General features: G+C 72.4%; 20 protein-coding genes and 1 riboswitch. Of the genes, 12 read left to right on the top strand and 8 right to left on the bottom strand.

Going from position 1 to position 19,651, the window contains the following annotated elements:
• Positions 1-33: 33 nt before the first annotated feature.
• Both ACIRO3_RS31385 and otsB read left to right on the top strand, forming a co-directional pair.
• A complete protein-coding gene (locus ACIRO3_RS31385) occupies positions 34-270 on the top strand; it encodes a DUF3263 domain-containing protein (RefSeq protein WP_053681130.1) in 237 nt (78 codons plus the stop codon).
• 33 nt (positions 271-303) lie between these two features.
• Positions 304-1,155 (top strand): trehalose-phosphatase, encoded by an 852-nt coding sequence (gene otsB / locus ACIRO3_RS31390; RefSeq protein ID WP_404142448.1) that lies wholly within the window; start codon positions 304-306, stop codon positions 1,153-1,155.
• 46 nt (positions 1,156-1,201) lie between these two features.
• Here the strand turns inward: otsB and ACIRO3_RS31395 are convergent, their stop codons facing one another.
• Together ACIRO3_RS31395 and ACIRO3_RS31400 are read right to left on the bottom strand one after the other, a co-directional pair.
• Positions 1,202-2,635, bottom strand: coding sequence for a trehalose-6-phosphate synthase (locus ACIRO3_RS31395; protein WP_404142451.1), 1,434 nt, complete (start codon positions 2,633-2,635; stop codon positions 1,202-1,204).
• A gap of 45 nt (positions 2,636-2,680) precedes the next feature.
• Complete coding sequence (locus ACIRO3_RS31400; RefSeq protein ID WP_404142454.1) at positions 2,681-3,631, bottom strand: glucosyl-3-phosphoglycerate synthase; 951 nt, start codon at positions 3,629-3,631, stop codon at positions 2,681-2,683.
• A gap of 195 nt (positions 3,632-3,826) precedes the next feature.
• A riboswitch (SAM riboswitch) is annotated at positions 3,827-3,984 on the top strand.
• Between the two features lie 17 nt (positions 3,985-4,001).
• Between ACIRO3_RS31400 and thrC the strand changes: the two genes are divergently transcribed.
• From thrC to ACIRO3_RS31430, 6 genes are all read left to right on the top strand, one after another.
• Positions 4,002-5,285: a threonine synthase gene (gene thrC / locus ACIRO3_RS31405; RefSeq protein ID WP_365998415.1), complete on the top strand. Its 1,284-nt coding sequence runs from the start codon at positions 4,002-4,004 to the stop codon at positions 5,283-5,285.
• A 34-nt stretch (positions 5,286-5,319) separates the two neighbouring features.
• Entirely contained in the window at positions 5,320-5,598 is a 279-nt protein-coding gene (locus ACIRO3_RS31410; RefSeq protein ID WP_385640201.1) for a MoaD/ThiS family protein, read from the top strand.
• 474 nt (positions 5,599-6,072) lie between these two features.
• Complete coding sequence (locus ACIRO3_RS31415; protein ID WP_030009783.1) at positions 6,073-6,279, top strand: cold-shock protein; 207 nt, start codon at positions 6,073-6,075, stop codon at positions 6,277-6,279.
• A gap of 313 nt (positions 6,280-6,592) precedes the next feature.
• Positions 6,593-8,215: a chaperonin GroEL gene (groL, locus tag ACIRO3_RS31420; protein ID WP_053681120.1), complete on the top strand. Its 1,623-nt coding sequence runs from the start codon at positions 6,593-6,595 to the stop codon at positions 8,213-8,215.
• 224 nt (positions 8,216-8,439) lie between these two features.
• The gene (locus ACIRO3_RS31425; RefSeq protein WP_404142458.1) at positions 8,440-9,051 is read left to right on the top strand and encodes a phosphoribosylanthranilate isomerase; all 612 of its coding nucleotides are present in this window, start codon (positions 8,440-8,442) and stop codon (positions 9,049-9,051) included.
• A 106-nt stretch (positions 9,052-9,157) separates the two neighbouring features.
• Positions 9,158-9,898: a beta-glucanase gene (locus ACIRO3_RS31430; protein WP_365998417.1), complete on the top strand. Its 741-nt coding sequence runs from the start codon at positions 9,158-9,160 to the stop codon at positions 9,896-9,898.
• A gap of 15 nt (positions 9,899-9,913) precedes the next feature.
• Here the strand turns inward: ACIRO3_RS31430 and ACIRO3_RS31435 are convergent, their stop codons facing one another.
• The 4 genes from ACIRO3_RS31435 to ACIRO3_RS31450 all read right to left on the bottom strand — a co-directional run bounded on the left by ACIRO3_RS31435 (position 9,914) and on the right by ACIRO3_RS31450 (position 14,021).
• The gene (locus ACIRO3_RS31435; RefSeq protein ID WP_404142461.1) at positions 9,914-10,495 is read right to left on the bottom strand and encodes a GNAT family N-acetyltransferase; all 582 of its coding nucleotides are present in this window, start codon (positions 10,493-10,495) and stop codon (positions 9,914-9,916) included.
• A gap of 67 nt (positions 10,496-10,562) precedes the next feature.
• On the bottom strand, positions 10,563-12,056 hold the full coding sequence (locus ACIRO3_RS31440; protein WP_404142463.1) for a PTS transporter subunit EIIC: 1,494 nt from the start codon (positions 12,054-12,056) through the stop codon (positions 10,563-10,565).
• Positions 12,057-12,081: 25 nt separating this feature from the next.
• Positions 12,082-13,005, bottom strand: a complete 924-nt coding sequence (gene murQ / locus ACIRO3_RS31445) for an N-acetylmuramic acid 6-phosphate etherase (protein WP_404142466.1) — start codon at positions 13,003-13,005, stop codon at positions 12,082-12,084.
• A complete protein-coding gene (locus ACIRO3_RS31450; protein WP_404142469.1) occupies positions 13,002-14,021 on the bottom strand; it encodes a MurR/RpiR family transcriptional regulator in 1,020 nt (339 codons plus the stop codon). The genes murQ and ACIRO3_RS31450 overlap by 4 nt, the downstream gene beginning before the upstream one ends.
• A gap of 148 nt (positions 14,022-14,169) precedes the next feature.
• Here ACIRO3_RS31450 and ACIRO3_RS31455 point away from each other — a divergent pair, with 148 nt between their 5' ends.
• The 3 genes from ACIRO3_RS31455 (at position 14,170) to ACIRO3_RS31465 (ending at position 16,654) form a co-directional block, all read left to right on the top strand.
• A complete protein-coding gene (locus ACIRO3_RS31455) occupies positions 14,170-14,544 on the top strand; it encodes a hypothetical protein (RefSeq protein ID WP_361777239.1) in 375 nt (124 codons plus the stop codon).
• A 7-nt stretch (positions 14,545-14,551) separates the two neighbouring features.
• Positions 14,552-14,818 carry a DUF4031 domain-containing protein gene (locus ACIRO3_RS31460; RefSeq protein WP_361777242.1) on the top strand — a complete coding sequence of 89 codons (267 nt, stop codon included), beginning with the start codon at positions 14,552-14,554 and terminating at the stop codon, positions 14,816-14,818.
• Positions 14,819-14,932: 114 nt separating this feature from the next.
• Positions 14,933-16,654: an FG-GAP repeat domain-containing protein gene (locus tag ACIRO3_RS31465; protein WP_404142473.1), complete on the top strand. Its 1,722-nt coding sequence runs from the start codon at positions 14,933-14,935 to the stop codon at positions 16,652-16,654.
• Between the two features lie 90 nt (positions 16,655-16,744).
• Here ACIRO3_RS31465 and ACIRO3_RS31470 read toward each other — a convergent pair whose 3' ends face one another.
• Positions 16,745-17,983, bottom strand: a complete 1,239-nt coding sequence (locus tag ACIRO3_RS31470; protein WP_404142476.1) for a Cmx/CmrA family chloramphenicol efflux MFS transporter — start codon at positions 17,981-17,983, stop codon at positions 16,745-16,747.
• Positions 17,984-18,099: 116 nt separating this feature from the next.
• Entirely contained in the window at positions 18,100-18,786 is a 687-nt protein-coding gene (locus ACIRO3_RS31475; protein WP_404142478.1) for a hypothetical protein, read from the bottom strand.
• Between the two features lie 152 nt (positions 18,787-18,938).
• Here ACIRO3_RS31475 and ACIRO3_RS31480 point away from each other — a divergent pair, with 152 nt between their 5' ends.
• On the top strand, positions 18,939-19,625 hold the full coding sequence (locus tag ACIRO3_RS31480; RefSeq protein WP_366149168.1) for a copper homeostasis protein CutC: 687 nt from the start codon (positions 18,939-18,941) through the stop codon (positions 19,623-19,625).
• Positions 19,626-19,651: the final 26 nt, after the last annotated feature.

Below are 19,651 nucleotides of genomic sequence, written 5' to 3' on the forward strand. Positions count from 1 at the left end.
GGCGGTGTCGGTGGCCGGCGTTAATCTGGCCGTATGACGGACGACGGGCGGTTGACGGCCACCGAGGCCGCCGTGCTCGCGTACGAGGGACGTACCTGGTCGGGCCCCGGCGCCAAGGAACGGGCCATTCGCGAAGGACTGGGCATGCCCCCCGTCCGGTACTACCAGCTGCTCAACGCCCTGATGGACGACCCACGGGCACTGGAGCACGCCCCGGGCACGGTCAACCGGCTCCGCCGGATCCGCGAAGCACAGCGGGCCCGGCGATAGCCCTCGTACGAGCGGACCGTTAGGGTCGTCCCCATGGGGAGCCACCCGCACGATCTGCCGATGCCCGTGCCCGCCACAGCCGCCGGACGCGAGGGACTCGAAGCCCTGCTCCGAGCACCGCGCCGGTCCGTCGTCGCCCTCGACTTCGACGGCACCCTCGCCGACATCGTTCCCGACCCCGACCAGGCCCGCGCCCACCCGGACGCCCTACCGGCGCTGGCCGCGCTCGCCCCCGAGGTGGCCGCCGTGGCCGTGGTCACCGGCCGGCCGGCCGGGGTCGCCGTCCGGTACGGGGGCTTCGCCGGCGTCCCGGGGCTGGAACACCTGGTGGTGCTCGGGCACTACGGGGCCGAGCGGTGGGACGCCGTCACCGGCATCGTGCACGCGCCCGCCGAACACCCCGGGGTCGCGGCCGTACGGGCCGAACTGCCCGGCTTCCTGGAGTCCATCGGGGCCTGGCGCGGCACCTGGATCGAGGAGAAGGGCCAGGCGCTGGCCGTCCACACCCGCAGGGCCGCCGACCCCGAAGCGGCCTTCGCCGCGCTGCGCGAACCCCTCGCGGACCTGGCGGCACGGCACGGGCTGATGGTCGAGCCGGGACGGGCCGTGCTGGAGCTGCGGCCGCCCGGCATGGACAAGGGCGTCGCCCTGACCGAGTACCTCGCGGAGGTGGGCGCCGAGGCGGTGCTGTACGCCGGGGACGACCTCGGGGACCTCGCCGCCTACGCCGCCGTCGAGAAGCGCCGGGCCGACGGGCTGCCGGGCCTGCTGGTGGCCAGCGGCTCCGAGGTGCCGGAACTCGCCTCCCGCGCCGACCTCGTCCTTCCCGGGCCGGGGCAGGTCGCCGCCTTCCTGGCCGCACTCGCCGCGACCCTGCGCGCCTGACGGCCCCGGCGGCCGGGCGGGGACCCCCGCCGGCCGCCGGGCCCCGTCACAGGTCCCGCAGGGCCTCCAGCTGGGCGCGGAACCAGCGCGCCGGCGGGAGGGCCGTCGCGGCGGCGGCCAGCCGCTTGGTGCGTTCCGTCCGCTCCGACCTCGGCATCGTCAGCGCCAGGTGCAGCGCCTGCGCCGTCTGCGTGACGTCGAACGGATTCACCGTCAGCGCGTCGTCGCCGAGCTCCCCGAACGCCCCCGCGCCCGTGGACAGGACCAGGGCGACGCCCCGCTCCGAGACCACCGGGATCTCCTTCGCCACCAGGTTCATGCCGTCCCGCACCGGGTTGACCAGCGCGACGTCCGCCAGCCGGTAGGCCGCCAGGGAGCGCGCGAAGTCGTCCTCCACCGACACCAGCACCGGCGTCCAGTCCTTCGTGCCGAACTCCGTGTTGATCTCCGCGGCGAGCTCCGCGACCGCCTCCGTGTACGACCGGTACACCGCGAGGTCCTGCCGCGAGGGGTACGCCGACGCCAGGTGCACCACCTCGCCCACCCACTCGGGGCGGGTGGCGAGCAGCTCCCGGTAGGCCAGCAGGCCGCGGAGGATGTTCTTCGAAAGCTCCGTGCGGTCCACCCGCACGATCGTCTTGAGGTCGCCGACCTCCGCGCGCAGCGCCGCCAGCTTCTCGTCCACCTGCGGGCGGTGGGCCAGCGCCCGCAGCTCCTCACCGTCCACGCCCAGCCCGAAGACCCGCACCTCGGTGCTGCGCTGCGGCCAGATCGAGTACCGGCGGTGCTCGACCCGCGTGCCGTGCACCCGGGCCAGGCCCCACGCGTCGTCGAGCTCCATCGCCCCCAGGAACGCCGCCGCCCACTCCTCGGTGTGGAAGCCGAGCAGGTCCGCGCCGAGCATGCCCCAGGACAGCTCCTCGACCACGTACTGGGGGAGGATCCGCAGGGAGTCCGGCGATGCCCACGGGGTGTGCGTGAAGTGGGAGATCCGCAGGTCCGGCCGCAGGACCCGCAGCATGCCCGGCACCAGCGCCAGGTGGTAGTCCTGCACCAGCACCGAAGCGCCCTCGCCGGCCTCCTCGGCGAGCGCCTCCGCGAACGCCCGGTTGTAGGCGCCGTAGGACTCCCAGAGCCGCCGGAACTCCGCGTCGAAGGCCGGCTCGCGCGGGATGTCGTACAGGTGGTGGTGGGTGAACCAGAGCACCGAGTTCGCGATGCCGTTGTAGGCGTCGTCGTAGACGGCGGGATCGATGTCCAGCATGCGGACGCCGGGCTCGGACACGCCCCGCCGGACCGCCTCCCGGTCCGCGTCCGACAGCGCCGCGCAGATCCACACCGCCTCCGGCTGCTCCGCGAGGGCGGCGGAGAGCCCGGACACCAGACCGCCCCCGCCGCGCCGGGTGTCGAGCGTGCCGTCGTCGGCGAGGGAGTACGAGAGCGGGCCGCGATTCGCGGCGACGAGTACCTGAGAAGCCATGCGCCGAACCTAGCCCGGTCGCAACCCGCTCAAACGTCCGGTTCGTCACGCCACCCGGCGGCCCGCGTACTCCTTGACCTCGATCATCGGCGGCCGCTCCTCGGTGTCGACGGCGTACGTCCGCGGTACGAAGCCGTCCGGACCCCGCTCGAACTGCGTCAGCTCCGGCCGTACGAGGTGCCCGCGCGAGAGGCGCAGTTGCGCCGTCCGGTAGATCGCCGCGGCCATCCGGCCGAGCGCCTGACCGTCCTGGTGCCGGTGCAGCCGAACGCCGACGTCCACCTGGGCCAGCGCGTCCAGCCCGACCGTGTGCAGCGCGTCCACCAACAGCCCCAGCTCGACGCCGTAGCCGACGGGGAACGGCAGCCGCTCCAGCAGCGAACGGCGCACCGCGTACTCGCCGCCCAGCGGCTGGACGAAGCCCGCCAACAGCGGCCAGTGCAGGTTGAGCAGCGGGCGGGCCACCAGCTCGGTCACCCGCCCGCCCTGCCCCGGCGCGTCGCCGAGCGGACGGTCGTACATCGCCTTCACGAACTGCACCTCGGGATCGGTCAGCAACGGACCGACGATCCCGGACACGAAGGAGGCCGAGAAGTCACGCAGGTCGGCGTCCACGAAGCAGACGACGTCGCCGGTCGTGGCCAACAGCGAGCGCCACAGCACCTCGCCCTTGCCGGGCAGCGCCGGCAGCCGCGGCAGGATCTCGTCACGGTGCACCACACGGGCGCCGGCCTTCGCGGCCACCTCGGCCGTCCGGTCGCGGGAGCCAGAGTCGACGACCACCAGCTCGTCCACCAACGGCGTCGCCAACCCCTCGATCAGCTCCCGTCGGATCACCTCGACGATCTCGCCGACCGTGGCCTCCTCGTCGAGCGCCGGCAGCACCACGCTGACCGTGGTGCCCGCCGCCCGTTTGCGGTCGAGCAGCCGGTCGAGCGGCCGATCGGCAGCGGACCAGGAGCGGTCGGCCAGCCAGCGCTCCACCTCTTCCAGCACGTTCGGCACTCCCTGATGGGTCGATCGATCGTCGGCGTTTCGGGCGAAATGTGATCCATCTCGCCGTTCGGACGGCTGTCTCAACCGCCCGGGGCTTCGGTTACAGTCTTGAACAACGCGACGGACCACCGCATGCCGGGGGTCCGCGTGCACAAACGCCCGGGCGCGCCATGGAGTGCTCACCCGGTGCCATACCGCTCATCCAGAGGGGCAGAGGGACACGGCCCGTTGAAGCCCCGGCAACCCTCCAGTCGGTCTCGCGATCACGCACATCCGTTGCGTCAGCGAGGTCCCCGGCTAGGGAAGGTGCCAATTCCGTCTCATGGCGAAGTGCGCCATGGGGAAGATGAGGAGAAAGGGCCTCGCCATCATGGCTGCACAGACTGTCGCCACCTCTGCCGGAACCGTCGATCTCGGACCCGCCACCGGCCTTTCCTGCCGCGAGTGCGCCACCCGCTTCGAACTCGGCCCGATCTTCGCCTGCGCCGAGTGTTTCGGACCGCTCGAAGTCGCCTACGACCTGCCGACCGGCGACCCCGAGGCGCTGCGCGCCGCGATCGAGGCCGGCCCGAACAACATCTGGCGCTACGCGCCGCTGCTGCCCGTCCCGGCGGACGTGGCCTCCAAGCCGAGCCTGAACCCCGGCTTCACCAAGCTCGTGGACGCGGCCAACCTGGCCAAGGAGCTCGGCGTCACCGGCAAGCTCTACGTCAAGGACGACTCCGGCAACCCGACGCACTCCTTCAAGGACCGCGTCGTCGCCATCGCCGTCGAGGCCGCCCGCGCCTTCGGCTTCACCACCCTCTCCTGCTCCTCCACCGGCAACCTGGCCGGCGCCGTCGGCGCCGCCGCCGCCCGCGCCGGCTTCCGGTCCTGCGTGTTCATCCCGCACGACCTGGAGCAGGGCAAGGTCGTCATGGCCGGTGTCTACGGTGGCGACCTGGTCGGTATCGAGGGCAACTACGACGACGTCAACCGCTTCTGCTCCGAGCTCATCGGCGACCCGCTGGGCGAGGGCTGGGGCTTCGTCAACGTCAACCTGCGCCCGTACTACGGAGAGGGCTCCAAGACCCTCGCGTACGAGATCTGCGAGCAGCTCGGTTGGGAGCTGCCCGACCAGATCGTGATCCCGATCGCGTCCGGCTCGCAGCTGACGAAGATCGACAAGGGCCTCCAGGAGCTGATCAAGCTCGGTCTGGTCCAGGACAAGCCGTACAAGATCTTCGGTGCCCAGGCCGAGGGCTGCTCCCCCGTCTCGACCGCCTTCAAGGCCGGTCACGAGGTGGTCCGCCCGCAGAAGCCGAACACCATCGCCAAGTCGCTGGCCATCGGCAACCCGGCGGACGGGCCGTACGTGCTGGACATCGCGCGCCGCACCGGCGGCTACGTCGAGGACGTCAACGACGAGCAGGTCGTCGAGGCCATCAAGATCCTCGCGCAGACCGAGGGCATCTTCGCCGAGACCGCGGGCGGCGTGACCGTCGGCGTGACGAAGAAGCTCATCGACAACGGGCAGCTCGACCCCGCGCTGACCACGGTCATCCTGAACACGGGTGACGGTCTCAAGACCCTGGAGGCGGTGGCCGCGGACAGCGGCCAGACCGCCACCATCCGCCCGAGCCTGGACGCGTTCCGCGCCGCCGGCCTGGCCTGACCCTCCCCTCGTACTCCGGAAAGGCAGTAGCGCCATGAGCGTCAACGTCCGCATCCCCACCATCCTGCGCACCTACACCGGCGGCCAGGCCGAGGTGTCCGCCGAGGGCGCGACCCTCTCCGAGGTCATCGAGTCCCTGGAGAAGAGCCACCCGGGCATCGCCGCCCGCGTCCTGGACGACCAGGGCAGGCTGCGCCGCTTCGTGAACGTCTACGTCAACGACGACGACGTGCGCTTCGAGGGTGGGTTGCAGACGGCGACGCCCGACGGCGCCGGCATCTCGATCATCCCCGCGGTCGCCGGCGGCTGCTGAGCCCGCTCCGGCCGTTCACTGACGGGCATCCGTCGACGGGTGTCCGCCGATGGGTGTGCGCCGATGGGTGTCCATCGGCGGCCGTCCGTTGAAATGAGCAAACTGAATTGCCCCTTCCGCCGATAAGCGGAGGGGGCAATTCTGGTTGATTGGGCGCGGTAGAGTTGGGGAAGTCCCCTCCGCCGAACTTGCCCGCCGCATATGAGCGGGCCGCCGGATGGTTGACATTGAGTCAACATGCAAGCGCGATATGGGTCTTTGGCACCGGATGTCAGGCCCGAGTTGCCCGGCCATATGCCAAATTTTCACTCTATTTCAATGTTTCCTCGTGTCCGGAATTCTCGTCGGAATGACCTGTTGCACACAGCACTGGTGCGGATACATTCAGCCGCGGTCGAGGCGTTCCGGCGCAAGTTCTGACCCGGGTCCGCGAAGTGCGGTCCTGCGCAAGGGCCAGTAATAGGGGAGTTAGGCATGGCTCAGGGCACCGTCAAGTGGTTCAACGCGGAGAAGGGCTACGGCTTCATCGCGGTCGACGGTGGTGCGGATGTGTTCGTCCACTACAGCGCCATCCAGATGGACGGGTACCGCACCCTTGAAGAGGGTCAGCGGGTCGAGTTCGAGATCTCGCAGGGCCAGAAGGGTCCGCAGGCGGACATGGTCAAGCTCGCACTCGGCTAGTCCCGGCGCGATCGACCACCGACGTACAGACAACGAGGGGCCCACATCCCGGACAAGGGATGCGGGCCCCTCGTGCGTACCCCCGTCCGACCGGCGCGTTCGCGGGGTGTTGCCCCAAGCCGCTTGCACTCGCGGGGGTCGAGTGCTAATCATTGGCGTTAGCACTCTCCAGGTGAGAGTGCTACTCAACGAGGACCGGGCCTGCGAGGTCCGCAGGGTCCGGCGGGAAGGAACCGCCGGGCTCGCCGACCGTCCGTCGCGGGCGCGGGCGCGGTCCGGAGCAATCCACCCCTGTCCGGGAGGACCACTTCAGATGGCCAAGATCATTGCGTTCAACGAGGAGGCCCGGCGCGGTCTCGAGCGTGGGATGAACCAGCTCGCCGACGCCGTCAAGGTCACCCTTGGCCCCAAGGGTCGCAACGTCGTCCTTGAGAAGAAGTGGGGCGCCCCCACGATCACCAACGATGGTGTCTCCATCGCCAAGGAGATCGAGCTCGAGGACCCGTACGAGAAGATCGGCGCCGAGCTGGTCAAGGAAGTCGCCAAGAAGACGGACGACGTCGCCGGCGACGGTACGACCACCGCCACCGTGCTCGCCCAGGCTCTCGTACGCGAGGGTCTGCGCAACGTGGCCGCCGGCGCCAACCCGATGGCCCTCAAGCGTGGCATCGAGAAGGCCGTCGAGGCCGTCTCCGCCGCCCTGCTCTCGCAGGCCAAGGACGTCGAGACCAAGGAGCAGATCGCTTCCACGGCCTCCATCTCCGCCGCCGACACCCAGATCGGCGAGCTCATCGCCGAGGCGATGGACAAGGTCGGCAAGGAAGGCGTCATCACCGTCGAGGAGTCGCAGACCTTCGGTCTGGAGCTCGAGCTCACCGAGGGCATGCGCTTCGACAAGGGCTACATCTCGGCGTACTTCGCCACCGACATGGAGCGCATGGAGTCGTCCCTCGACGACCCGTACATCCTGATCGTCAACTCCAAGATCGGCTCGGTCAAGGACCTGCTGCCGCTCCTGGAGAAGGTCATGCAGTCCGGCAAGCCGCTGCTGATCATCGCCGAGGACGTTGAGGGCGAGGCCCTGTCGACCCTGGTCGTCAACAAGATCCGCGGCACCTTCAAGTCCGTCGCCGTCAAGGCCCCGGGCTTCGGTGACCGTCGCAAGGCCATGCTCGGTGACATCGCCATCCTCACGGGCGGCACCGTCATCTCCGAGGAGGTCGGTCTCAAGCTGGAGAACGCCGGTCTCGACCTGCTCGGCCGCGCCCGCAAGGTCGTCATCACCAAGGACGAGACCACCATCGTCGACGGTGCCGGTGACAGCGACCAGGTCCAGGGTCGCGTCAACCAGATCCGCGCCGAGATCGAGAACTCCGACTCGGACTACGACCGCGAGAAGCTCCAGGAGCGCCTCGCGAAGCTGGCCGGCGGCGTGGCCGTCATCAAGGCCGGCGCCGCGACCGAGGTGGAGCTCAAGGAGCGCAAGCACCGCATCGAGGACGCCGTTCGCAACGCGAAGGCGGCCGTCGAAGAGGGCATCGTCGCCGGTGGTGGCGTGGCCCTCCTCCAGGCCTCCGCGGTCTTCGAGAAGCTGGAGCTCACGGGTGACGAGGCGACCGGCGCCAACGCCGTCCGCCTGGCCCTGGAGGCCCCGCTGAAGCAGATCGCCGTCAACGGTGGTCTCGAAGGTGGCGTCGTCGTCGAGAAGGTGCGCAACCTGCCCATCGGTCACGGCCTGAACGCCGCGACCGGCGAGTACGTCGACATGATCGCCGAGGGCATCATCGACCCGGCGAAGGTCACGCGCTCCGCGCTGCAGAACGCCGCGTCGATCGCCGCGCTGTTCCTGACGACCGAGGCCGTCATCGCCGACAAGCCCGAGAAGGCCGGTGCCCCCGCGGGCGGCGGCATGCCGGGCGGTGACATGGACTTCTGATCGGCCCCGGCTGATCGGCTGTTCCGTTCGCGTTCCGAAGGCGGCGCCCCCACCGGGGGTGCCGCCTTCGGGCGTTCCCGGGCGCCCGGGGCCCGGCGACGCGGATCAGTCGAGCGGGTCGAGCCGCTTGAGGAGGTACACGTCCTCGTGGCCTGGGGTTTGCGCGCGGGTCCGGGGGGCGCACGCGGGGGCGCCGGAGGTGCCCCGGGTGGTTGACTGGACGGATGAGCGGACGGACGACTGAGGTGTTCATCAAGATCTGTGGGCTGCGGACCGCGCGGGACGTCGACACCGCCGCCCTGGCCGGGGCCGACGCCGTCGGGTTCGTCTTCGCACCCGGCAGTCCCCGTACCGTCGACGCCGCCACCGCGCGCGAGCTCGCCGCCCGGGTGCCGGCCGGGGTCCTCACGGTCGGGGTGTTCCGCGGTCAGTCGGTGGAGGAGGTCGGGCGGCTGACGCGGGAGAGCGGGGTGCGCTCCGTACAACTGCACGGCGACGAGGGGCCCGAGTACTACGCGGAACTGCGCGCGGAGGGCCGGACGCTGATCCGTGCCACGGCCGCCGCCGTCGCCGCGGCCGGGGAGTACGGCGAGGACCTGCTGCTGATCGACGCCCCGGACCCGGGGTCGGGCAAGCCGTGGAACTGGGCCTCGGCGGAGTTCACCGCGCCCCAGGGCCGCTGGCTGCTGGCGGGCGGACTGACCCCCGGCACCGTGCGCGAGGCCCTGGAGACCACCGGGGCGTGGGGTGTGGACGTGTCCAGCGGGGTGGAACGGGAGCGCGGGGTCAAGTCCCCGGAACTGATCCGGGAGTTCATCGAGGCCGCGCGGGGCTGACCGAGGCGGCGCACTCCGGCGCAGACCGTAGCCGAATGAAGTCATGTGATTACTCTCGGCGAGATTTCATGTGTGCGGGTACAGGTCGGATGGGCATGCCACAGGCATGGACACGGACATGTTCGGATGGTTGCGGCGCCTGACCCGCCGCCTCGCCCCGGGGGACGGTGGCGGGGGCACGGCGGTGTACTCACCGCGCCGGGCCCCCGCCTTCACCGCCGACTTCGCCTCGCCCACCCAGTGGATCGCCGGCCGCTCCTGGGCCTATCCCAACGGCGGCCCGGTCAATCCGGGCGACAACAAGCTCGACCACCTCGTCTCCGACCCCTCCTACAGTCGCGGCGGCGTCTTTCGGGCCACCCGCCGCGCCGACGGCAACTGGGACGCCGGGCTGCTCACCACGGAGGGCAGCGACGAAGGCTTCATGGTCCGCACCGGCGACGTGCTGGAGGCGCGGGTGAGGCTGCCCGCGGAGCGCGGAGCCTGGCCCGCCATCTGGACCTGGCGGGACGGCGGCCAGGAGATCGACGTCTTCGAGTACCACCCCGACAACCCCGACCTGCTGGAACTGTCCAACCACGTCCGGGACGCGCACCGCTACCACCGGGATCCGTCGGTGCGGCCCGGCGCGTGGCTCGACCTGAAGGTCGAGTTCGGACGCAACTCGGTCGTCTGGTGGGTCAACGGGGCCCGCGTCTTCAGCGACGGCCGGGGCGTGGGCCGCTCCTGGCGCGCGTACCTCATCGTCAACCTCTCGGTGTGCGCGGGCCGGTACCACCCGGCGCCCGACCCCGGAGTCAGGGAGATGTCGTACGAGGTGTCGCAACTGCGGGTGTACCGGGGCTAGGGCCTGTCTTTCGGATCAGGGGTCCGTGCGCACGCGGGCGTGCAGGTGCTCGTCGTGCCAGCCGTCCGCGTGGAGGAGGGCGCCGCGCATGGTGCCCTCCAGGGGGAAGCCCGCCCCGGTCGCGACGCGGCAGGAGGCCGGGTTGGCCACGGAGTGGGTGATGCGCAGGCGGTGCAGGCCGAGTTCCTCGAAGGCCCAGCGGCCGACGAGTTCCGTCGCCGGGACCATGGCGCCCTTGCCGCGGCCCTCGGGCAGCAGCCAGTACAGGATCTCCCCGCTTCCGCCCGCCAGGTCGAGGTCCCCGATGCCGATCAGGCCGACCGCCGGGGCGTCCTCGGGGGCGACGGCCCAGATGGCGGCCTGCTCGTTCTGCCAACGGGACCGGAACACGGCGACCTTCGCCACGGCTTCCACTCGCGTCATGGGGACGGTCCGGTTCCAGTGCACGATGGCGGGGTCCAGACCGGCGGCGGTCAGGGCGGGCGCGTCCGACGGTTCCCAAGGGCGCAGGCGCAGGGCGCCGGGCAGTTCGAACGAGGGCTGGGGCAGTTCGCGCAGGCGGCCGGGCGGGACCACGGCCGGTATCGATTGGATCATCGGTCCATCATGCCGCCCGGCCGGGGCCCGCCCGTGGGCCCCGGCCGTCGGGTGGGCCCCGGTCGGGTCAGTGGGTGGGGGCGGGGACGGGCGTCGGTGCTTCCTGCGGGGCGGACGCCGGTTCGGTGTCGGGTTCCCCGGAGGTGTTCAGGTCGGTCAGCATCTGCCGGGTGAAGCCGAAGAAGTACGTCGCGACGAAGCCCACCAGGTAGCCCACGGCCAGTCCGCCGGCGTAGAGCGCGATGGTCACGCCCATTCCGGCCGCGCCGTCGAGCAGCGGGAACAGGGCCCAGCCGGACGGGCCGATCGCGGTGGAGCCGAACGGGGAGCCCAGCTGGTTGAAGAGGCCCACGAAGGCCCCGCCGGCCGCGCCGCCCACGCAGGCGGTGACGAAGGGGCGGCCCAGCGGCAGCGAGACACCGTAGATCAGCGGCTCGCCGACGCCGAGGAAGCCGGCCGGGAGCGCCGACTTGATGGTCGTGCGGATCGACCGGTTGCGCGGGAGCCGGTAGTAGACCGCGATGGCCGCGCCGACCTGGCCCGCGCCCGCCATGGCGAGGATGGGCAGCAGGACGGTGTGCCCGGACTGCTGGATGAGGGTGGCGTGGATCGGGATCAGGGCCTGGTGCAGGCCCAGCATCACCAGCGGCAGGAAGAGCCCGCCGAGGACGAGGCCGGCGAAGGCGCCGCCGGTGGCCAGCAGCCAGTTGGCGAAGGAACCGATCGCGGTGGAGACCTCGCCGGCGAGGAACATCAGGCCGAAGAGGGTGACCAGGCCGGAGACCAGCACCGTGAGCGTCGGGGTGACCAGGACGTCGAGTGCCTCCGGGACCCACTTGCGGCACCACTTCTCCACCTGGACGGCGAGCAGCGCCGCCGCGAGCGCGCCGAGCACGCCGCCCTTACCGGGGGAGAGCTGCTGGCCGAACGCGTCGATCTTCGCGACGCCCGGGAAGACGATGATCGCGGCGACCGCGCCGCCGAGGATCGCGGTGCCGCCGAACTCCTTCGCGGTGTTGTAGCCGACGAACACCGCGATCAAGGACATGAACCCGGACGCGATGGCCGCCAGCGCCGGGACGACGGTGGGGAGCCATCCCGCGTTCGTCAGCACGCCGTTCAGGCCGGCGATGATGCCGCAGCCGATCAGCGCGGGGATCAGGGGGACGAAGATGTTCGCGATCCGGCGCAGGAACAGTTTGAACGGTGTGGAGTTCCGAGCCGTGCGCGCGTCCTTCAGCGCCGCGCCCTGGGCGGCCAGTTCGTCCGCCGTCACGGGGGCGGCCGGGGCGGCCGCCGAGCGGCCCTCCTCCACCAGTGCCTCGAACTCGGGCGTCACGCGGGCGACGGTGCCCGGGCCCAGGACGATCTGGTACGTGTCGTCCTCGACCACGCCCAGCACGCCGGGCACGGCCTTGAGCGCCTCGTCCCGGACCAGGGAACGGTCGCGCAGTCCGATGCGCAGGCGCGTCATGCAGTGCGCGATGGAGGTGATGTTGTCCGGGCCGCCGACCAGGGGAAGGATCGCGGCGGCCGTGGCGCGGTTCTTGTCAGTGGACATCGTGGGTTCGCCTTGCTGCCGGGGGTCAGCGGGTCTGGGTGAGGGCGGCCCGGAGGTGGCCCCGGGAGGTGCTGAGGAGCGCGGCCGCGGTAGGGCCGTCGACCCCGCCCAGGATGACGAGGATGGCGTTCTTGACCTCGCCGTCCGTGGCGCTCAGCGCGGCCTCGATCTCCGCGTCGGACGCGCCGGTGGCCAGGGCGACGATGCGGCGGGAGCGGGCGCGCAGCTTCTCGTTCGAGGCGCGCACGTCGACCATGAGGTTCCCGTAGGTCTTCCCCAGGCGGATCATCGTCACGGTCGAGACGAGGTTCAGTACGAGCTTCTGCGCGGTGCCCGCCTTGAGGCGGGTGGAGCCGGTGAGCAGCTCGGGTCCCACGACCACCTCGATGCCGTGCTCGGCGGCCGCGGCGAGCACGGAGCCGGCGTTGCAGGACAGTCCGACGGTGAGGGCGCCGCGTGCGCGGGCGAACTCCACGGCGCCGACCGCGTACGGGGTGCGGCCGGAGGCGGAGATGCCGATGACGGTGTCGTCGGCGGTCAGCGCGAGGGCGGTGAGGTCCTCCGCGGCCAGTTCCTTGGAGTCCTCGGCGCCTTCGACGGCCTTGATCATCGCGGACGGGCCGCCCGCGATCAGGCCGATGACCTGGGACGGGTCGGTGTTGAAGGTGGGCGGGCACTCGCCGGCGTCCAGGACGCCCAGTCGGCCCGCGGTGCCGGCGCCCGCGTAGATCAGCCGGCCGCCGCGGGCCATCCGGGGCGCGATCGCGTCGACGGCCGCGGCGATCCGTTCCAACTGGGTTGCGACGGCAGCCGGGACGCCGGCGTCCTCGGCGTTCATCACACGGGCGATCTCGAGGGTGGACAGCCGGTCGATCTCGGCCAGCTCGGGGCGGAAGGCCTCGGTGGTCAAGGTGTCGAGCTGGGCGCGGAGTTCGGCGTACGCGGTCATGGGCGGGGCTCCTGGCGGGTGGTTCGCCGGCTGGTGGGGGCGGTGGCGGAGTGCCGGGGCGCGAGGGCCTCGTAGGAGGCGGCCAGCGCGGGCGCGGCTCTCTCGTACGTCTGCTGCGCGACGCCGACGAACAGGCAGTCCACGACGAGCAGTTGACTGGTGCGGCTGGACATGGCGGCCGGTCGCAGCCGGCTCTCGCGGGCGGCGGAGGTGGCGAGCACGTGGTCGGCGTAGTGCGCGACGGGCGCGCCGGGGCGGCCGGTGACGGCGATGGTCGTCGCACCGCGTTCGAAGGCCCGGCGCAGCGGCTCGATCACGTCGCCGGTGGTGCCGGAGTGCGTGATGGCGACCGCGACGTCGCCGGGGCGCAGCAGGACGGCGTTGGTCACGGCGAGGTGGGGGTCGGTGTGCGCGTGGGCGATGAGGCCGATGCGCAGCAGCTTCTGCGCGAGGTCCTGGCCGACGAGGGAGGACGCGCCGACGCCGTACACGTCGATGCGGCGGGCGGTCGCGAGCGCGGCGACGGCCTCGGCCAGCTGCCCGAGGTCCAGGCCGGCGGCGGTGTCGGCGAGGGTCTGCGCCTCCTCGTGCGCGAGCTTCGCGACGACGTCGGCGAGGGGGTCGTCGACCGCTATGTCCACGGTGACGGCGGGGGCGGCGCCGGACTCCTGCTGCGCGGCGAGCGCGGCGAGGGCCAGGCGCAGGTCGCGGTAGCCGGGGTAGCCGAGGAGGCGGGCGGTGCGCACGACGGTGGCCTCGCTGGTGCCGGTGTGCGCGGCGAGGGCGGAGACGGTGAGCCGGGAGCAGCCGGCGGGGTCGGAGGCGACGGCTTCGGCGACGGCGTGCATGGAGCGGGTCATGTGCGGGCCGAGGCTGCGGACGCGGGCGCGGAGGGCGGCCGGGGCGGGGGCCTCGACGGGGAGGGCCGGGGCGGGGGCGCCGGAGTCCGTGGCGGCGCCGGCGCCGGCCCTGGCGCGCCCTCCGGCGGTGGAAGTTTCTTTCACGTTCTCGCTCACGTGTGAAATCTATTTTCAACCGAGGGGGCGGGTCAAGACGCCATGAGGCGCCGATCCGGCGGGACTTTCGGGCCCGGCGCCGAGGTCGGCGGTCCGTCTTCACCCGGGGCCCTTCGTTCTCCCGGCGTGACGGGTTCACAATGGGCGCATGGACCACGCGACCCCCCTGGAGCAGGCGCTGCACGCCGCCCGTGCCCTCGTACTGACCGATCTCGTCGCGGGCGACGTCGCCGAGGCCGATGTCGTCTCCCTCGTGGAGGACGCCGTCACGCACCGCCGCTGGTGGGTGGAGCAGTGGCCCGAGGGGGTCGACTTCCTCGCCGGACTCGTCGCCCAGGACGTCCAGGACGCGCTGCTGGAGAAGTACGGGCGCTGGCCCGTGTGCCCCGTCTGCGCGCACGGGGAGCCGCACGCCCTGGACGTCGAACCGGAACTGGGGCCCGACCCGCACTGGGTGTGCTCCGAGGCGGGCGTCAGGGTGGCGGCCGTCGGCGGGCTCGCCCCCGTCCTCGGCCGGCGGTGAGTCGCCGGTGACGGTGTACATAGATCCGCCGACCTGGCCGGGGCACGGCCGGATGTGGTCACACCTGGTCAGCGACGTCTCCTATGAGGAACTCCACGCCTTCGCGGCGGCGATCGGCTGCCCGCCGCGGGCCTTCGAACGGGACCACTACGACGTGCCCTCGTACCGGTACGCGGACGCGGTCGAGGCGGGCGCGGTGGAGATCGGCAGCAAGGAACTCGTCCGCCGGCTGACGTCCGCGGGCCTGCGCCGCCCGAAGGGGCGCCCGGCGTAGAACCCCGCCCCGACCAGGGCTTGGTGGTGTCGCGGGCTCCCGGAACCCCGGGCGTTCGGGCTGTCGGAGCGGCGTGTTAGCGTCCGCCGATCAACCAATCTCTTGGGGGGAACTTTGCGAAGATTTTTGGGCGCCGGGATCGCGGCGACGCTGCTCGTCACCGGTGGCGTCGTGGGGGCGGGGACGGCCGTGGCGGCCGGGGACCCGACGTTCGAGTTCCACGGCGTCGGGGACAAGGTCCTCATGCCGGGCGGGGGCTGGACCTGGCTGTCGCCGCAGAGCACCGGCGGACAGAACTCCGGGGAGCCCGACGGCACGTACGTGTACGCGCTGAGCAAGAAGCCGCTGACGGACGCCGGCTGGTCCGGCGGCGGCGCGCCGGCCGGGCTGAAGGTGGACCCGACGGACGGCTGTGAGCCGAAGACCGGGATCGCCGGTGTCTACCTGTGTGACCTGAAGGGCTGGAACAACCCCGGCCCCGAGGTCTCGGCGCCGAGCACCACGGCGAACGGCACGACCGCCTACTTCAGCCTCGTCTACGTGCCGCGCGGCGCGAGCGTCGACGCGGGCATCAAGGCGGCGCAGACCGCCGGCTCCAAGCCCGTCGGTCCGCGCCAGGCGCACGCGACGATCACGGCGAAGACCAAGGCGCAGGTCGCGCAGAACACCATGGCGCTGACGGTGCCGCAGCTGCCGGCCGGCGGCACGGTGACGCACACCGTGAAGCTGCACGCGGTCGACAAGGGTCGCCTCCAGATGAGCCTGAGCGCGGCCCCGGGCTTCCGGCGCTGGGACGAGGGCGAGCTGAAGGTCGGCGTCGACGGGGTCGGCGCGGGCGGCGCCGCGGGCGCCGAGTGCGACCACTCGCTCGGCGAGCCCGGCTGGGGCAACGAGATCCGCTGCGACATCACCAAGCCCGGTGACTACACGGTCACCTACGGGCTGAAGGCCGCGGCCGGCGCGCCGGCGTGGCGACTGCGCAACACCGCCGTCTACGAGGTGTACACGTTCGGCACGGGCAACCCGGAGAAGGCGGCCGACTTCACGATCGGCAGCTCGATCCCGGTGTCCGAGCGCTTCCGGGTCGTGGGCCGCAGCGCGGACGGCGATCTGTACGACTACCGCGGCACGGGCAGGGGCGCGCAGCCGTTCGCCTCGTCCGAGCTGGTCGGCGGCGCCCCGGACTGGAACCGGTACTCGGCGATCACCCGGCTGGGTCCGCTGACCGTGCAGAGCACCGGTCCGGGCGCGGTGGCCCGGGACAAGGCCGGCGTGCTGTGGTTCTACCGGATGTCCGGTGACGGCGGCATCTTCAAGGACCGGCTGAAGCTCGGCGCGGGCTGGAACGCCTTCAACTCGCTGACGGGCGCCTCGGACCTGACCGGCGACAAGAACGCCGACCTGCTGGCGCGGGACACCGCGGGCACGATGTGGCTGTACCCGGGCACCGGCAACACCGCGGCGCCGTTCGGCAACCGGATCAAGATGGGCGCGGGCTGGAACATCTTCAACTCGCTGGTCGGCGGCGCCGACGTGAGCGGTGACGGCAAGCCGGACCTGCTGGCGCGGGACACGGCGGGCAAGCTGTGGCTGTACCCGGGCACGGGTGTCGGCGCGCGGCCCTTCGGCCCCCGGGCCGAGATCGGCACCGGCTGGCAGATCTACAACACCGTGCTGGCGCCGGGCGACCTGAACTCGGACGGCAAGGCCGACCTGGTCGCGCGGGACGCCGCGGGTGGGCTCTGGTCCTACGCGGGCACGGGTGTCGCGGCGAAGCCGTACGCCTCGCGCGTGAAGATCGGCACCGGCTGGCAGACGTTCAACCTGCTGTTCTAGCTCCTGTGGCCGAAGCGGCCCGGGAAGGAACGTGAGACGGCCTCCGCCCCTCGTGGGCGGGCGGAGGCCGTCGTGCCGAGCGCCACGCGCTCAGTGGGTCCGGGCCGGCTGCGACTGCGTGACGCCGCCGCCGGCGGACGCGACGACCCGGGACGCGCGGGCCGGCGTGCCCCCGTCCCGACGGTCCCGGCGGTCCAGCCGCAGGGCGGCCACGGCCAGGCCGATCGCGGTGATCGTCATCGCCGCCCCCGCCCACGCCGTGGCGGAGAAGCCCATTCCGGCGTCGATGACGGTGCCGCCGAGCCAGGGGCCCCCGGTGTTGCCGAGGTTGAACGCGGCGGTGGTGGTGGCGCCCGCCAGGGTGGGGGCGGCGCCCGCGATGTTGAACATGCGGGCGTTCAGGGCCGGGGCGGTGAAGAAGGCCGAGAAGCCGAGCAGGAACGACAGCGCGATCGCCGCCACCTGCGCGGAGGCCAGCAGGGCCAGGGCCGTGAGGAAGACCGTCGAGGCGGTGATGCCCCAGATCAGCACGCCGAACAGGTGCGCGTCGGCGACCCGCCCGCCGATGGTGGTGCCGATCAGCGCGCCCATCCCGAAGAGGCCCAGGATCCACGGCACCCACCCGGAGTCCAGCCCGGCGACGTCCGTGAGCAGCGGCGACAGGTAGCTGAACGCGCAGAAGACGCCGCCGGCGGCGAGGGCGGTCATGCCGATGGACAGCCACACCTGGCGGTCCCGGTAGATCCGCAGCTCGCTCTTGATCCGCGGCCTCTCGGCGGGCAGCGGGATCTTCGGGATCAGGGTCAGGATGCCGACGAGGGCGACCGCGGAGGCGGCGCCGACCGACCAGAACGCGGAGCGCCAGCCCAGGTGCTCGCCCAGGAAGGCGCCGGCGGGCACGCCGAGGACGTTGGCGATGGACAGGCCGCCGATCATGACGGCCATCGCGCGGGCCCGCTGGTCCTTGTCGACCATGGCGATCGCGACGGCCGCGCCCACGGCCCAGAAGCCGGCGCAGGCGAGGGCGGAGACCACGCGGGAGGCGAAGAGGAGCTCGTACGAGGGGGCCAGCGCGCCCGCGACCTGACCGAGGCCGAAGAGGCTGATCAGGGAGACGAGGGTGGTGCGGCGTGGCAGGCGCAGGGTGGCGACGGCCAGCAGGGGCGCCCCGACGACCATGCCGATCGCGAAGGCGGATATGAGCAGGCCCGCCTGCGGGATGGTGACGCCCATGTCCCGCGCGATGGGTGGCAGCAGCCCGGAGAGCATGAATTCGCTGGTGCCGAGGGCGAAGACGGACAGGCCGAGGACGTAGACGGCGACGGGCATGCGGGATCGTGTGGAGTCTGCGGGCATGACAGTCACAAACCACCGCGAACGTGCTCGCATTCCCCGGCCTCCCCTCGCCCCCCGCCGACTCTTCGCGCCGGCCTTCCGTCGGCTCCTCAGCCCGGGTCGCCGAGGTCGGTGAGGGTGGCCAGCTCGGCGGCCAGGTTGCGGCGCGCCGGTGCCTCCCAGTGCGCGGCGCCGTACGGGGTGCGGAAGAGCCGGGGCAGGCCCAGCAACTGGCGCACGACGGCGGCCCGGCCCTCGCGGAAGGCGTCGTCCGGCACGAACCCGTACTCGGCGCGCACGGCGGCGACGTACGCGGCGTACGCGTCGGGCTCCCCGGCGAGGACGGCGAGGTCGGCGTCGCAGAGGACCTCGCCGTCGGCGTCCCCGGGGGCCGGGTCGTGGGTGACGGTGAGCCGGACCAGGCGGGCCACCGCGGCGGTGCGGCCGGCGTCGATGCCCAGCTCGGGCAGGGCGCGCTCGGCGAGGACGGCGCTGCGTTCCTCGTTCTCGGAGCGGTCGGGGCGGTAGACGGCGTCGTGGAACCACGCCGCGAGCTCCACGGCGGCGAGGTCCCGCGCGTGCGGTGCGAGGACGTCGATCCGCCCGAGTACGTCGGCCAGGTGCGCGGTGGTGTGGTAGCGCCGCTGCGGCTCCGCCCAGGCGTCGAGGAGGCGCTTCGCGTACGGGGCGGGGTCCGTGTCGGGCGCCGCGCCGGCGGCGGTGACGGTGGCCTGCCAGCGGGCGCGGAGCGGGGCGGCGTCGGACGGCGCGGTGTCGTGCGCCGGGTCAGGGGTCATGCGCACATTGTGCGGGTGGCGTGATTGTGCTGGTGGAGCGCGGGCCGAGGCCCGTACCCTGGATATTGGACTAGACCTATTCCCATACGGGTCGCATACGGGTCACACACGGGTCCCATACGGGCAGTTTTCCGAAGGATGGATGGAATCGAATGAGCAACCGTGCGCTCCTGGAGGTGATCGCCCTCGACGCGGAGGACGCGATCGCCGCCCAGGCCGGTGGGGCGGACCGACTGGAGCTGGTCACCGACATGGCCGCCGACGGGCTCACGCCGCCGCGCGAGACCTTCGCGGCGATCCGGGCGGCGGTCGACATCCCGCTGCGCGTCATGATCCGCCGCACGGACGGCTTCGCGGCCGGACCGGTCGACCTCCTCGTCGAGCAGGCGCGGGCGCTGCGGGCCGAAGGGGCCCGGGAGTTCGTCCTCGGCTTCCTGAACCCGGACGGCAGCCCCGACCTCGCCGCCGTGGAAGCGGTGGTCGCGGAGCTGGACGGCTGCCCGTGGACCTTCCACCGGGCCATCGACCGGGCGGCCGACCGGGACCACCTGCGCAAGGCGCTCGCCGATCTGCCGGGCCTGGACACCTACCTCACCGCCGGCTCGGCGACGGGCGTCGACGCCGGCCTGCCGACGCTGCTGGCGGAGGCCGCGCGCGGCGGCGAGCCGGGGTACGGGGCCCGGATCCTGGTCGGCGGCGGCCTCACCCTGGCCCACCTCCCGGTGCTCCGCGAGGCGGGTGTCGACGCCTTCCACATCGGCGGCGCGGCCCGTCCCTCCGGGTGGGACCGTCCGGTCTCCCCGGCGGCGGTCGCACAGTGGCGCACGGCACTGGGCTGACCGCCGGGGGCGCCGGGGGCGCGGGG

Origin of the sequence: Streptomyces sp. NPDC102278 (assembly GCF_044766345.1) — a bacterium.
GTDB lineage: Bacteria > Actinomycetota > Actinomycetes > Streptomycetales > Streptomycetaceae > Streptomyces.

Excerpts from the sequence above, each read along its gene's own strand:
- ACIRO3_RS31385 (WP_053681130.1), top strand. The coding sequence starts at position 34 with ATGACGGACGACGGGCGGTTGACGGCCACCGAGGCCGCCGTGCTCGCG.
- otsB (WP_404142448.1), top strand. The coding sequence starts at position 304 with ATGGGGAGCCACCCGCACGATCTGCCGATGCCCGTGCCCGCCACAGCC.
- ACIRO3_RS31395 (WP_404142451.1), bottom strand. The coding sequence starts at position 2,635 with ATGGCTTCTCAGGTACTCGTCGCCGCGAATCGCGGCCCGCTCTCGTAC.
- thrC (WP_365998415.1), top strand. The coding sequence starts at position 4,002 with ATGGCTGCACAGACTGTCGCCACCTCTGCCGGAACCGTCGATCTCGGA.
- ACIRO3_RS31410 (WP_385640201.1), top strand. The coding sequence starts at position 5,320 with ATGAGCGTCAACGTCCGCATCCCCACCATCCTGCGCACCTACACCGGC.
- ACIRO3_RS31415 (WP_030009783.1), top strand. The coding sequence starts at position 6,073 with ATGGCTCAGGGCACCGTCAAGTGGTTCAACGCGGAGAAGGGCTACGGC.
- groL (WP_053681120.1), top strand. The coding sequence starts at position 6,593 with ATGGCCAAGATCATTGCGTTCAACGAGGAGGCCCGGCGCGGTCTCGAG.
- ACIRO3_RS31425 (WP_404142458.1), top strand. The coding sequence starts at position 8,440 with ATGAGCGGACGGACGACTGAGGTGTTCATCAAGATCTGTGGGCTGCGG.
- ACIRO3_RS31430 (WP_365998417.1), top strand. The coding sequence starts at position 9,158 with ATGGACACGGACATGTTCGGATGGTTGCGGCGCCTGACCCGCCGCCTC.
- ACIRO3_RS31435 (WP_404142461.1), bottom strand. The coding sequence starts at position 10,495 with ATGATCCAATCGATACCGGCCGTGGTCCCGCCCGGCCGCCTGCGCGAA.
- ACIRO3_RS31440 (WP_404142463.1), bottom strand. The coding sequence starts at position 12,056 with ATGTCCACTGACAAGAACCGCGCCACGGCCGCCGCGATCCTTCCCCTG.
- murQ (WP_404142466.1), bottom strand. The coding sequence starts at position 13,005 with ATGACCGCGTACGCCGAACTCCGCGCCCAGCTCGACACCTTGACCACC.
- ACIRO3_RS31455 (WP_361777239.1), top strand. The coding sequence starts at position 14,170 with ATGGACCACGCGACCCCCCTGGAGCAGGCGCTGCACGCCGCCCGTGCC.
- ACIRO3_RS31470 (WP_404142476.1), bottom strand. The coding sequence starts at position 17,983 with ATGCCCGTCGCCGTCTACGTCCTCGGCCTGTCCGTCTTCGCCCTCGGC.
- ACIRO3_RS31475 (WP_404142478.1), bottom strand. The coding sequence starts at position 18,786 with ATGACCCCTGACCCGGCGCACGACACCGCGCCGTCCGACGCCGCCCCG.
- ACIRO3_RS31480 (WP_366149168.1), top strand. The coding sequence starts at position 18,939 with ATGAGCAACCGTGCGCTCCTGGAGGTGATCGCCCTCGACGCGGAGGAC.